This window comes from Pseudomonas sp. C32, assembly GCF_030417915.1.
Lineage (GTDB): Bacteria > Pseudomonadota > Gammaproteobacteria > Pseudomonadales > Pseudomonadaceae > Aquipseudomonas.
The window spans coordinates 90,832-103,260 of the sequence record NZ_JAUHUK010000008.1; the positions used below are offsets into that span (position 1 = coordinate 90,832).

The window sequence follows — 12,429 nt, forward strand, 5'->3', positions numbered from 1 at the left end:
TCTTGATCAGGGAGTGAGCAAGTGGCTGATAAACATCTGGACCCGGACGTATTGAGTGCGTTGCGGGAGGTCATGGAGGATGAGTATCCGAAGTTGCTCGATACTTTTCTTGCCGACTCTGAAGCGCGTTTGAATCTTCTGCACGCAACAGAAGACACTGCGCAGCTCATTGAAGCTGCTCACAGCCTCAAAGGCAGCAGCGGCAACCTGGGGGCTAACAGGCTCGCCGAGCTGTGTAGCCAACTCGAACACAACGCCAACAGCATGCGTTCCCAAAGCATCAAAAAGCTGATCGCTGAGATTGATGACGAGTTCGCGATCGTGAGGCCACTTTACGAAGCCGAACGGCAACGTTCTCTGACCGAAAGCTGACCTGTCCGATACGATTCTTCTCTTTCGGCTGAAACTGGCTCGCCCCTTGCAGATAACTTTTCAACTGTATCTACGAGCCCCGTGCGGCGGAGACCGTTTCATGTCTGTCACTCCCAATATCCTGCTTCAGGCCACCGCACAGGCCAAGGCGCAAGCGGCGTCCGCCAATAGCCCGGCGCTGGCGGCCGAGCCTGAAGGCAAGGCGTCCAGCTTTGCTCATGTGTACGCCAATCAGGCCCAGAACAAGCCTTCGGCGATGGGCGATGGCTCGTCCAAATCAATGCGCGATAAAGCGGTTGATGGGCCCGGCAAAAAAGACAGCGGCGACGACAAGTCTGCCGCTGTGCAGCCAGCCATTGCCGATAACGGCAAATCCTTGCCCGCCGACAAACCGTCGCCCGCTGATGACACGTCGGTCAGTGATGAGGTCTCAGAGGCCGAACAGGCTCCGTTCGTCGATACACTGCCAACTGACCCTGCGCTCGACCCGGCATTGCAACAGGTCGCTCAAGCGTTAGTGCCAGCACCGCTGCCAGTGACGGATGCCGCACAGCCCGCAGAGGAAACACCGTTGGCGTCAGCTATTCCAGCTGCCGCGACGACGGCGCTGGTAGCCACCGACGGGGATTTCGATCCAGAGGCCGACCCGCTCGATGCGCTGCCGGCGTTGCGCCTGGCCATGGAGCAGAGTGGGCATGTGTCCGCGTCCAGCCAGGCTCAGGCGAAGAGTGCACAGACACCCGCCCAGGCACAGGCTGACGGAGAGTCAACCGCGGCACAGAATTTTGCTGCGGGAATGGCGAACATGCTGGACGTGCAGGTCGACAAGGACAGCACCAGCCAGGGAGGCGACAACGCGTTCAGTGGTCTGATCGACGACGGTCTCAAGGATCTGAAGAGCGCCAGCAGCGATACCCGTGTCGATGATTTCGCCAACCGTCTGGCCGCGTTGACCCAGGCTGCCACGCCGAAAACCGCCAACGCCTTGCCAGTGAACCAGCCGATTGCCATGCATCAAAGTGGTTGGACCGAAGAAGTGGTGAACCGGGTCATGTACCTGTCCAGCGCCAATCTCAAGGCGGCTGACATACAGTTGCAGCCCGCGGAACTGGGGCGCCTGGATATTCGGGTGAACATGGTCCCGGATCAGCAGACCCAGGTAACGTTCATGAGCGCCCATCCGGGTGTCCGTGAAGCGCTCGACAGTCAGGTGCACCGCTTGCGGGACATGTTTGTGCAGCAGGGTATGGGACAGGTTGACGTCAACGTCTCCGACCAGTCCCGTGGTTCACAGGATCAAGGGCAGCATCAGCAGGCCCGCAACGGTCGAACCAACGCCAATGGCGGTCGACTTGACGGCGTGGACGAGAGTCTCACCCCAAGCGTCGCCGAAGTCGCCGCTACCACCACCAGCGTGATCGGCTCCAGCGCGGTCGATTACTACGCCTGACGAACACAACGCCCAACCTTGTAGGAGCGAGCTTGCTCGCGATGGACGTTAACGATGACGAGTGCCGTCTGGATAAACGCGGCGCTCTCACGTCTTTCGCGAGCAAGCTCGCTCCTACATGGCATAACACTTGCTCTTGCCTATCCGTGCGACTGTGAAAACCCGAATAGTGACGGATTATTGGCATGGCGAAGAGCGACGCAGCAGTAAAAGACCCCGCAACCAAAGGCAAACTCAAGCTGATTATCGCGATCGTGGTGGCCCTGCTGCTGGCGATCGGTTTGTCCGTGGGGGCGACCTGGTACTTCATGCACAGCGCTCAGAGCAAGCCTGCCGCCGTGGCTGAGACCGCCCCGATCGGCAAGCAGCCAGCGATTTTCGAACCGATGGCGCCGGCATTCGTGGCCAACTTCAACCAGAACGGTCGCCAGCGTTACATGCAAGTGAGCATCACCATGCTCGGGCGTAACCAGGCTGATCTGGAAGCGCTCAAGGTCCACATGCCAGTGATCCGCAATAACCTGGTCATGCTGTTCTCCGGTCAGGACTTCGCGACCCTCGCGTCGCCGGTCGGCCAGGAAATGCTGCGCCAGAAAGCAACGGCCAGTGTCCAGGAAGTGGCGCAGAAAGAGCTGGGCAAAGTGGTGATCGAACAGTTGCTTTTCACTAATTTCGTACTGCAGTAGGAACACGACATGGCCGTGCAGGACCTGCTGTCCCAGGATGAGATCGATGCGCTGTTGCATGGCGTCGACGATGGTCTGGTACAGACCGAGAACGCTGCCGAACCCGGCAGCGTCAAAAGCTATGACCTGACCAGTCAGGACCGCATCGTCCGTGGACGCATGCCGACGCTGGAAATGATCAACGAACGTTTCGCCCGCTACACGCGCATCAGCATGTTCAACATGCTGCGTCGTTCCGCGGACGTGGCGGTCGGTGGTGTGCAGGTGATGAAGTTCGGCGAATACGTGCACTCGCTGTACGTGCCGACCAGCCTCAACCTGGTCAAGATCAAACCCCTGCGCGGTACCGCGCTGTTCATCCTCGACGCCAAACTGGTGTTCAAACTGGTGGACAACTTCTTTGGCGGCGATGGCCGTCACGCGAAGATCGAAGGCCGTGAATTCACGCCGACCGAACTGCGTGTGGTGCGCATGGTGCTGGAGCAAGCGTTCGTCGATTTGAAGGAAGCCTGGCAGGCGATCATGGAAGTGAACTTCGAGTACATCAACTCGGAAGTGAACCCGGCCATGGCCAACATCGTCGGCCCCAGCGAAGCCATTGTGGTGTCGACGTTCCACATCGAACTCGATGGCGGTGGCGGCGACCTGCACGTGACCATGCCGTACTCGATGATCGAGCCGGTGCGCGAAATGCTCGATGCCGGCTTCCAGTCCGACCTCGACGATCAGGACGAGCGCTGGGTCAATGCCCTGCGCCAGGACGTACTGGATGTCGACGTGCCGATCGGTGCCACCGTTGCGCGACGTCAGTTGAAACTGCGCGACATCCTGCACATGCAGCCGGGGGACATCATCCCGGTCGAAATGCCGGAAGACATGATCATGCGCGCCAACGGCGTACCGGCCTTCAAGGTCAAGATGGGCTCGCACAAAGGCAACCTGGCGTTGCAAGTGATCGAGCCGATCGAGCGTCGTTGATCGGCGCTCCAAACACATTCGCAGTTAACCGAATTCTGAATTTTTGCTCGCCGAGGACACTGACACTATGAACACGCAAGACGATCAGGCTCTGGCCGATGAATGGGCTGCCGCCCTGGAAGAAACCGGTGACGCCGGGCAGGCCGATATCGATGCCTTGCTGGCAGCCGACACGGGCAATTCGTCATCCAACCGTCTGCCGATGGAGGAGTTCGGCAGCGTGCCGAAAAACAACGAGCCGGTCACTCTCGACGGCCCGAACCTGGATGTGATTCTCGATATCCCGGTATCGATTTCCATGGAAGTGGGCAGCACCGACATCAACATCCGCAACCTGCTGCAACTCAACCAGGGTTCGGTGATCGAGCTGGATCGTCTGGCCGGTGAGCCGCTGGATGTGCTGGTCAACGGCACACTCATCGCCCATGGCGAAGTGGTGGTGGTCAACGAGAAGTTCGGCATCCGCCTGACCGACGTGATCAGCCCAAGCGAACGCATCAAGAAGCTGCGCTGAGTGAAAAAGGTTCTGGGCGTTCTTCTGGCATTGCCGTTGACTGCACTGGCGGCCGAGCCGGTCGCAACGGCCGCCGTCGCTGCTGCGCCGACGGTCAACAGCGGTGTGGCCGGGCAACTGACGCAACTGGTGTTTGGTTTGCTGTTGGTGCTCGGGCTGATCTTCTTCCTGGCCTGGTTGCTGCGCCGGGTGCAGCAGGCCGGACCCGCAGGCAAAGGGCAAGTCATCGAGTTGATCGGGTCCCGCGCACTGGGTCCGCGTGACCGGTTGATGCTGGTGCAGGTTGGCAATGAGCAGATTCTGCTGGGACTGAGTCCTGGGACCATCACCGCGCTGCACGTCCTCAAGGAGCCGGTGCAGGTGCCGAGCACGATTGAAAAAACGACGCCGGAATTTGCCCAGCGCCTGCTGGAGATCCTGGGCAAAGATCACAAGGATAAGAAGTAATGGGTGCGTTACGCATCGTCTTGACGTTGGCCCTGATGCTGGCTGCGCCGTTGGCGTTCGCCGCCGATCCGTTGTCGATCCCGGCCATCACGTTGGGCACCAACGCCGAAGGCGCTCAGGAATACTCGGTCAGCCTGCAAATCCTGCTGATCATGACCGCGCTGAGTTTCATCCCGGCGTTCGTCATGCTGATGACCAGTTTCACCCGGATCATCATCGTTTTCTCGATCCTGCGTCAGGCCCTTGGCTTGCAACAGACGCCTTCGAACCAGATCCTCACGGGCCTGGCGCTGTTTCTGACGATGTTCATCATGGCGCCGGTGTTTGACCGGGTGAACCAGGACGCCTTGCAGCCGTACCTGGCGGAAAAGCTCACGGCCCAGGACGCCGTTGCCAAGGCGCAGGTGCCGATCAAGGACTTCATGCTCGCCCAAACGCGCAGCAGCGATCTTGAGCTGTTCATGCGCTTGTCCAAGCGCACCGACATTGCCACGCCGGATCAGGCGCCGCTGACCATCCTGGTGCCGGCCTTCGTGACGTCCGAACTGAAAACCGCTTTCCAGATCGGCTTCATGATCTTCATTCCGTTCCTGATCATCGATCTGGTCGTGGCCAGTGTGCTGATGGCGATGGGCATGATGATGCTCTCGCCACTGATCATTTCCCTGCCGTTCAAAATCATGCTGTTCGTGCTGGTGGATGGCTGGGCCTTGATTATCGGTACGTTGGCCAGCAGCTTCGGCGGTGTCTCGCCATGACGCCGGAAGTCGCCGTCGACATTTTTCGCGAAGCGCTGTGGCTGACCACGTTGATGGTGGCGGTGCTGGTGATTCCGAGTTTGCTGGTGGGCCTGATCGTGGCGATGTTCCAGGCTGCTACCCAGATCAACGAACAGACCCTGAGCTTCCTCCCGCGTCTGCTGGTGATGCTGGTGACGCTGATCGTCGCCGGCCCGTGGCTGGTGCAGACCTTCATGGAATACATCATCCAGCTGTACCACAACATTCCGATGGTCATCGGCTAAGCCATGTCATCGCTGCTGCAGTTGACCGACACCCAGATCAGCACGTGGGTCGCGACCTTCATGTTGCCGCTGTTTCGTGTCGGCGCCTTGCTGATGGTCATGCCGGTGTTCGGCACTTCGCTGGTGCCCAAGCGTATTCGGCTCTATTTCGCCCTCGCCATCACCGTGGTCATTGCGCCCAACCTGCCGCCCATGCCGCCGGTACATGCGCTGGATCTGAGCGGGCTGCTGCTGATTGCCGAGCAGATTCTCGTCGGCGCGATCCTCGGGTTCTCTCTGCAATTGTTCTTCCAGGCTTTCGTGGTGGCCGGGCAAATTGTCTCAATCCAGATGGGCATGGGCTTCGCGTCCATGGTCGACCCCACCAACGGCGTGTCGGTGGCGGTGATCGGACAGTTCTTCACCATGCTGGTGACGCTGATGTTCCTGGCTATGAACGGGCATCTGGTGGTGTTCGAGGTGCTGACCGAGAGCTTCACCACGTTGCCGGTCGGTAGCGGCCTGATGGTCAATCATTACTGGGAAATTGCAGGCAAACTGGGTTGGGTCCTGGGTGCGGCATTGCTGCTGGTACTGCCGGCGATCACGGCGCTGTTGGTGGTTAACATCGCGTTCGGCGTGATGACGCGGGCGGCGCCGCAACTGAATATTTTCTCCATCGGTTTTCCGCTGACACTGGTGCTCGGGCTGTTCATCGTCTGGGTCGGTCTGGCGGACATTCTCAATCAGTATCAGCCGCTGGCCACCGAGGCCTTACAGCTTTTACGCGAACTGGCAAAGGCGCGCTGAGCCATGGCTGAGAGCGAAAGCGGTCAGGACAAAACAGAAGACCCCACGGAGAAAAAGAAAAAGGACGCCCGTGAAAAGGGTGAGATTGCCCGTTCCAAGGAGCTAAATACGCTGGCGATCATGCTGGCAGGTGCTGGCGCGTTGCTGGTGTTCGGCGGAGCGCTGGCTCAGGAAATGATGGACCTGATGCGCCTGAATTTTACGCTGTCGCGGGAAGTGGTGCTGGATCAGCGCTCGATGGGCGCCTATCTGCTGCACTCGGGGCAGATCGCCTTGCTGGCGATTCAGCCGGTGATGATCACCTTGCTGCTGGCCGCGTTGATCGGCCCGATTTCCCTCGGTGGCTGGTTGTTCTCCGCGGGCACCATGGCGCCCAAATTCAGCCGTATGAACCCCGGCGCAGGTCTCAAACGCATGTTTTCGGCCAAGGCCGTGGCCGAACTGCTCAAAGCCTTGGCGAAGTTCTTCATCGTGCTGTTTGTGGCGCTGTTGGTCTTGTCCGCAGACATCGACGATTTGTTGCGTATCGCCCACGAACCGCTGGATCGGGCCATCACTCATAGCCTGCAATTGGTCGGCTGGAGCACTCTGTGGATGGCCTGCGGATTGATCATCATTGCCGCCGTAGACGTACCGATCCAGATCTGGGAAAGCATCAAGAAACTGAAGATGACCAAGCAGGAAGTGCGCGACGAGCACAAGGATCAGGAAGGACGACCGGAGGTCAAACAGCGCATTCGCCAGTTGCAACGCGAAATGTCCCAGCGCCGGATGATGGCGGCAATCCCCGATGCCGACGTGGTCATCACCAACCCGACCCACTACGCCGTGGCGCTCAAGTACGACCCGGACAAGGGCGGGGCTCCGATGCTGATCGCCAAGGGCAGCGACTTCCTGGCGCTGAAGATTCGTGAAATCGCGGCGGCCAATGAGATTTTGCTGCTGGAATCGCCGGCGCTGGCGCGGTCGATTTATTACTCGACGGAGTTAGAGCAGGAAATTCCGGGTGGGCTGTATCTCGCGGTTGCGCAGGTGTTGGCTTACGTCTACCAGATTCGGCAGTACCGGGCGGGCAAAGGAAAGCGGCCGGATCCGCTCAAGGATGATTTGCCGATTCCGCCGGATTTGCGGCGGGATTCTTAAAGTAGAGTTACTGTGTTTTTAGCTCAATCGCTCCTTGCTCCTTGACAGGGGATAGATTTGGCGATTTTAGCCGTTGCGAATATGTAAGATTTTTTCTGGGTGGAAATTGATGCTTTTTCCTTTTTTCACATGATGGGTCTGTGTTCTAAAAAAGGTGTCTAGGTCGCTGTATGGGTCATCTGGGTAGTGCTGGCGAGAATAATTAAATTGTTCAAGAATATCCTGCGGGTCGTTGTTCGCCACCACAATACCTTTATAGCCTTTTACGGGTTTTCTAGTCAGGTGTGAAAATTCTGCTGCGAATGAGTTGCGGCCGCCCTCCGCAGAATGGCAAGCCAAAATTCTAACGTTTTCGTATTTTTCAAAGTTGTAGTTTTTCTGCAGTAGCTCGGTGTGAAGCTCTTTAGGGGTTAACTGTCGATCTTTGAAGATAACTTTCGAGGGCTTACTTGATATGCCTGGCTCGCCATGAGCTTTAATGTTGAGACGTGTATTGCCCTTGTAGTTATCTATAAAAGTGAACGCTGCGTCGTCGATCATTCGAATCTCTTGCATGTATCCATTCCTTGGGGCTTTTGCTGCTGTAAGTGCTCGCCGCGATGAAAGAAAGGATGTAAAGATTTTTGCGAGTGGAATATGGCCGTTTTGATCATAAAAGTTGACCGGATCCGCGAGGCAATAGGCATACGGATTCAACCCGCCATTTCCAAACGGACTCAAACTATCCGGACTATTAAATCGCATCAAAACAGGATTAAACGCCCGATACCCATTCCCCAACAAATAACACCCGGTCACCGCATCCGCCCGCTCACCATTGAACCCCAGCAAGCTGCTCAATCCGCTTTCAGCCCGATGATGGCCGTAGGGCGAGTAGGCGATGGGGTATTGCAGATCGGCTTTAAGAGTCTGCAGTACCGAACGCTGCGGATCGGTAGCCAGCAGTGTGCTTTCGACGGCATCGTTCTGACGCTTCTGTTGCGCTAGCAGCAGGTTGTCCTTCTGAAAAATGGAGTACCCGATTGCCCCCTGTATTTCCGTACTCAGGCGACTTTTGCAATAAAACCGTTGGTGCGCTGCTGCCCCCGGCAGGAATTGGCTGATCAAACGATCCAGTGGATCGTAGGCATTGCGGCAGAGCAGGATTGGTTGTGAGGAAGCCATAGAGCTTGCTCCAGATTCTCGGGGGAGCTTGAGTATCGGCGGATTATTGCCAGCTCGGTACTATCAGAACTGATAGGTTCGGTGCGCTGTATGGCTCGATCAGTTGCAAGCCTGGACACCACTAACCCTGTGGGAGCTTGCTCGCGATAGCGGCGGGTCAGTCAACATACGTGCTCGCTGTGTCGACGTCATCGCGAGCAAACTCGCTCCCACAAGGACCTCCGCAGGCCGCACAGGCCACCGCTGCATCCTCAAATCCAAAAGTTGGAAGGCTTCTTGCAATAGCCACCCTGCGCCTGCTTCTGGCGTCAAAAGTTTGCTTCAAAGGAACGGGGAATACCGGTGGATCGCTCTCAGTTAATCAGCGCAGCTCGCACAAACGTCGCCGACCTCAGTCGGGGCAATTTGGGTGTGCCATTGTTGCTGCTGGTCATGCTGGCGATGATGATGTTGCCGATTCCGCCGTTTCTGCTGGACGTGTTCTTCACGTTCAACATTGCGTTGTCGATTGTGGTGCTGCTGGTCTGCGTGTACGCCTTGCGGCCGCTGGATTTCGCGGTGTTCCCGACCATTCTGCTGGTGGCGACTTTGTTGCGCCTGGCGCTGAACGTGGCCTCCACCCGGGTGGTGATGCTTCACGGCCAGGACGGTCATGCCGCCGCCGGCAAGGTGATCCAGGCCTTCGGTGAAGTGGTGATTGGCGGTAACTACGTGGTCGGTATCGTGGTTTTCGCGATCTTGATGATCATCAACTTCGTCGTGGTGACCAAGGGTGCCGGGCGGATTTCCGAGGTGAGTGCGCGTTTCACCCTCGATGCAATGCCCGGCAAACAAATGGCGATCGACGCCGACCTCAACGCCGGCCTGATCGACCAGGCGCAAGCCAAGGCGCGTCGTTCGGAAGTTGCGCAGGAAGCCGAGTTCTACGGTTCCATGGACGGTGCCAGCAAGTTCGTCCGGGGTGACGCCATTGCCGGCCTGCTGATTCTGTTCATCAACCTGATCGGCGGCATGGCGGTCGGTATCTTCCAGCACGGCATGACCTTCGGCGACGCCGGTAAGGTTTACGCGTTGCTGACCATCGGTGACGGTTTGGTGGCGCAATTGCCATCACTGTTGTTATCGACAGCGGCGGCAATCATGGTGACCCGTGCTTCCGGTTCGGAAGACATGGGCAAGCAGATCAATCGCCAGATGTTCGCCTCGCCCAAAGCGCTGGCGGTGGCGGCGGGCTTGATGGCGGTCATGGGGCTTGTCCCGGGCATGCCGCACTTTTCCTTCCTGAGCATGGCGGCCCTCGCGGCAGGTGGTGCCTACCTGTTCTGGAAGAAGCAGAACGGCGCCAAGGTGCAGGCGCTGCAAGAGGTCAAGCGTCAGCAGGAATTGCTGCCTTCGCCAGCCCGGGCCCAGGAAACCAAGGAGCTTGGCTGGGATGACGTGACACCGATCGACATGATCGGCCTGGAAGTGGGCTATCGCCTGATTCCATTGGTGGACCGCAACCAGGGCGGCCAGCTGCTGGCGCGGATCAAGGGCGTGCGCAAGAAGCTGTCCCAGGATCTGGGCTTCCTGATGCCGACCGTGCATATCCGCGACAACCTCGACCTGGCCCCCAGCGCCTATCGCCTGACCCTCATGGGGGTGATCCTGGCGGAAGCGGAGATTTACCCGGATCGCGAACTGGCGATCAACCCGGGGCAGGTCTACGGCACGCTCAACGGCATCACCGCCAAAGACCCGGCTTTCGGCCTGGAGGCGGTGTGGATCGAGATCAGTCAGCGTGCCCAGGCACAATCCCTTGGCTATACAGTGGTCGATGCCAGTACAGTAGTGGCCACCCACTTGAACCAGATTCTCTACAAGCATTCCAGTGAGCTGATCGGCCACGAGGAAGTGCAGCAACTCATGCAATTGCTGGCCAAGAGTTCGCCGAAACTGGCAGAAGAACTGGTGCCGGGTGTGGTGTCGCTGTCGCAATTGCTCAAGGTGCTGCAAGCGTTGTTGGCGGAACAAGTGCCGGTGCGTGACATTCGCAGCATTGCCGAAGCCATCGCGAACAATGCCGCCAAGAGTCAAGATACCGCCGCATTGGTGGCGGCGGTGCGTGTTGGCGTATCCCGCGCAATCGTCCAAAGCATTGTAGGCACTGACTCCGAGCTGCCAGTTATCACGCTGGAGCCAAGGTTGGAACAGATATTGCTCAATAGTCTGCAGAAGGCGGGACAAGGCTCGGAAGAGGGCGTTCTGCTGGAGCCAAGCATGGCTGAAAAGCTGCAGCGCTCGTTGATCGATGCCGCGCAGCGTCAAGAGATGCAAGGTCAACCGGTGATTCTGCTGGTGGCCGGTCCGGTTCGCGCGATGCTCTCGCGATTTGGCCGGCTCGCAGTCCCGGGTTTGCACGTGTTGGCTTACCAGGAAATCCCTGACAACAAGCAAGTGACCATCGTTGCGACAGTAGGGCCCAACGGCTGAGGTAGTGGTTTATGCAAGTTAAGCGTTTTTTCGCCGCCGATATGCGTCAGGCCATGAAGCTGGTTCGCGATGAGCTGGGCGCTGATGCGGCGATCATTGGCAACCGCAGGATCGCCGGGGGTGTCGAGCTGACTGCCGCGCTGGATTACAAGCTGTCGGCGCTGGCGCCACGTGTTCCGAGCATGGAGCTCGAGGATGAGCTGCGCAAGACCCAATCGCGGATCGTCACCGCCCAGGCCGAACTGAGCCTGCGCAGCGAAGGCGAGAGCGACGAGAGCACCAATCGCCAGTTATTCGCAGGCCTGCCGCTGACCGCTGCCGAGCCGTTGATCGAACCGACTTACGCCGAGCCGCGTCGCCCGGCACCAGCGCCTGCTCCAGCAGCGGCTGTTGACGCTCGCGTGTTCGACTCGATGCGTTTCGAGCTCAACAGCCTGCGCGAACTCATGGAAGTACAGCTGGGATCGCTGGCCTGGAATCAGCTGCAAGGCAGCAGTCCGGGTCAGGCCAACCTCTGGCGTCGTCTGCAACGCATTGGTCTGTCCGGCCCGTTGTCGCGCGATCTGCTGGCACTGATTACTGAAATCCAGGAGCCTCGTCAGGCCTGGCGCATGTTGCTGGCGCACCTGGCACGAATGATCGCCACGCCGGAAATCGAGCCCCTGGAAGAAGGCGGCGTGATTGCCATGGTCGGCCCTGCCGGCATGGGCAAGACCACCACGCTGGCCAAGCTGGCGGCCCGGTACGTGCTCAAGTACGGCGCACAGAACATTGCGCTGGTGAGCATGGACAGCTTCCGCATCGGCGCACAGGAGCAGCTCAAGACCCTCGGCCGCATCCTCAATGTGCCGGTGACCCACGTCGACCCGGGCCAGTCCCTGGTGCAGGCGCTGGAACCTTTGCTGCGCAAGCGTGTAGTGCTGATCGACACCGCCGGCCTGCAAGCCAGCGACCCGGCGCTGCGTATGCAGCTCGAAAGTCTGGCCGGCCGTGGCATCCGCTCAAAAAATTATCTGGTGTTGGCAACCACCAGCCAGAAACAGGTTCTAACCGCCGCCTATCACAGTTACAAGCGCTGCGGGCTAGCTGGCTGCATCCTGACTAAACTGGATGAAACAGCCAGTCTGGGCGAGGTACTAAGTCTGGCCATCAGCCATGAATTACCGGTGGCGTACCTGACCGATGGCCCGCGGATTCCGGATGATCTGCATCTGCCGCGTCGTCATCAATTGGTCAGTCGCGCCGTCAGCGTGCAAATGCAGGAAGAACCCAGCGAAGAAGCCATGGCTGACATGTTCGCTGACATTTACCACAGCCCCACCAAGCAGGTAGGCTGAGGTAAAAATGAATAGTTTTTGTACCTACATCGATGGTCTGCCATGCATTGTTC

The 12,429-nt window shown here is 58.6% G+C and carries 13 protein-coding genes; 12 read left to right on the forward strand and 1 reads right to left on the reverse strand.

What is annotated here, in order from left to right:
• Positions 1 to 21: 21 nt before the first annotated feature.
• The 10 genes from QYH43_RS11205 to flhB all read left to right on the forward strand — a co-directional run bounded on the left by QYH43_RS11205 (position 22) and on the right by flhB (position 7,403).
• Entirely contained in the window at positions 22 to 372 is a 351-nt protein-coding gene (locus tag QYH43_RS11205; RefSeq protein WP_301157056.1) for an Hpt domain-containing protein, read from the forward strand.
• A 100-nt stretch (positions 373 to 472) separates the two neighbouring features.
• A complete protein-coding gene (locus QYH43_RS11210) occupies positions 473 to 1,822 on the forward strand; it encodes a flagellar hook-length control protein FliK (RefSeq protein ID WP_301157057.1) in 1,350 nt (449 codons plus the stop codon).
• Positions 1,823 to 2,007: 185 nt separating this feature from the next.
• Complete coding sequence (fliL, locus tag QYH43_RS11215; RefSeq protein ID WP_095059023.1) at positions 2,008 to 2,508, forward strand: flagellar basal body-associated protein FliL; 501 nt, start codon at positions 2,008 to 2,010, stop codon at positions 2,506 to 2,508.
• Positions 2,509 to 2,517: 9 nt separating this feature from the next.
• Positions 2,518 to 3,486, forward strand: coding sequence for a flagellar motor switch protein FliM (gene fliM / locus QYH43_RS11220; protein ID WP_095059024.1), 969 nt, complete (start codon positions 2,518 to 2,520; stop codon positions 3,484 to 3,486).
• 67 nt (positions 3,487 to 3,553) lie between these two features.
• Positions 3,554 to 4,000, forward strand: a complete 447-nt coding sequence (gene fliN / locus QYH43_RS11225; RefSeq protein ID WP_095059025.1) for a flagellar motor switch protein FliN — start codon at positions 3,554 to 3,556, stop codon at positions 3,998 to 4,000.
• Positions 4,001 to 4,447, forward strand: coding sequence for a flagellar biosynthetic protein FliO (fliO, locus tag QYH43_RS11230; protein ID WP_095059026.1), 447 nt, complete (start codon positions 4,001 to 4,003; stop codon positions 4,445 to 4,447). It abuts the gene before it with no gap.
• A complete protein-coding gene (fliP, locus tag QYH43_RS11235) occupies positions 4,447 to 5,205 on the forward strand; it encodes a flagellar type III secretion system pore protein FliP (protein ID WP_095059027.1) in 759 nt (252 codons plus the stop codon). The genes fliO and fliP overlap by 1 nt, the downstream gene beginning before the upstream one ends.
• Positions 5,202 to 5,471: a flagellar biosynthesis protein FliQ gene (gene fliQ / locus QYH43_RS11240; RefSeq protein WP_095059028.1), complete on the forward strand. Its 270-nt coding sequence runs from the start codon at positions 5,202 to 5,204 to the stop codon at positions 5,469 to 5,471. The genes fliP and fliQ overlap by 4 nt, the downstream gene beginning before the upstream one ends.
• 3 nt (positions 5,472 to 5,474) lie before the next feature.
• Entirely contained in the window at positions 5,475 to 6,260 is a 786-nt protein-coding gene (fliR, locus tag QYH43_RS11245) for a flagellar biosynthetic protein FliR (RefSeq protein ID WP_095059029.1), read from the forward strand.
• A gap of 3 nt (positions 6,261 to 6,263) precedes the next feature.
• Positions 6,264 to 7,403 carry a flagellar biosynthesis protein FlhB gene (gene flhB, locus QYH43_RS11250; protein ID WP_095059030.1) on the forward strand — a complete coding sequence of 380 codons (1,140 nt, stop codon included), beginning with the start codon at positions 6,264 to 6,266 and terminating at the stop codon, positions 7,401 to 7,403.
• 66 nt (positions 7,404 to 7,469) lie between these two features.
• On the opposite strand, the gene QYH43_RS11255 is transcribed toward flhB, so the two are convergent.
• Positions 7,470 to 8,567 (reverse strand): RHS repeat-associated core domain-containing protein, encoded by a 1,098-nt coding sequence (locus QYH43_RS11255; protein ID WP_301157058.1) that lies wholly within the window; start codon positions 8,565 to 8,567, stop codon positions 7,470 to 7,472.
• 342 nt (positions 8,568 to 8,909) lie between these two features.
• Here QYH43_RS11255 and flhA point away from each other — a divergent pair, with 342 nt between their 5' ends.
• Together flhA and flhF are read left to right on the forward strand one after the other, a co-directional pair.
• Entirely contained in the window at positions 8,910 to 11,039 is a 2,130-nt protein-coding gene (flhA, locus tag QYH43_RS11260; protein ID WP_095059032.1) for a flagellar biosynthesis protein FlhA, read from the forward strand.
• Between the two features lie 11 nt (positions 11,040 to 11,050).
• Positions 11,051 to 12,376 (forward strand): flagellar biosynthesis protein FlhF, encoded by a 1,326-nt coding sequence (gene flhF / locus QYH43_RS11265; protein ID WP_301157059.1) that lies wholly within the window; start codon positions 11,051 to 11,053, stop codon positions 12,374 to 12,376.
• The last annotated feature ends 53 nt before the right edge of the window (positions 12,377 to 12,429 follow it).

Bases quoted from the DNA above. Each gene is read 5' to 3' on its own strand.
- QYH43_RS11210 (WP_301157057.1), top strand. From the start codon at position 473: ATGTCTGTCACTCCCAATATCCTGCTTCAGGCCACCGCACAGGCCAAG.
- fliL (WP_095059023.1), top strand. From the start codon at position 2,008: ATGGCGAAGAGCGACGCAGCAGTAAAAGACCCCGCAACCAAAGGCAAA.
- fliM (WP_095059024.1), top strand. From the start codon at position 2,518: ATGGCCGTGCAGGACCTGCTGTCCCAGGATGAGATCGATGCGCTGTTG.
- fliN (WP_095059025.1), top strand. From the start codon at position 3,554: ATGAACACGCAAGACGATCAGGCTCTGGCCGATGAATGGGCTGCCGCC.
- fliP (WP_095059027.1), top strand. From the start codon at position 4,447: ATGGGTGCGTTACGCATCGTCTTGACGTTGGCCCTGATGCTGGCTGCG.
- fliQ (WP_095059028.1), top strand. From the start codon at position 5,202: ATGACGCCGGAAGTCGCCGTCGACATTTTTCGCGAAGCGCTGTGGCTG.
- fliR (WP_095059029.1), top strand. From the start codon at position 5,475: ATGTCATCGCTGCTGCAGTTGACCGACACCCAGATCAGCACGTGGGTC.
- flhB (WP_095059030.1), top strand. From the start codon at position 6,264: ATGGCTGAGAGCGAAAGCGGTCAGGACAAAACAGAAGACCCCACGGAG.
- QYH43_RS11255 (WP_301157058.1), bottom strand. From the start codon at position 8,567: ATGGCTTCCTCACAACCAATCCTGCTCTGCCGCAATGCCTACGATCCA.
- flhF (WP_301157059.1), top strand. From the start codon at position 11,051: ATGCAAGTTAAGCGTTTTTTCGCCGCCGATATGCGTCAGGCCATGAAG.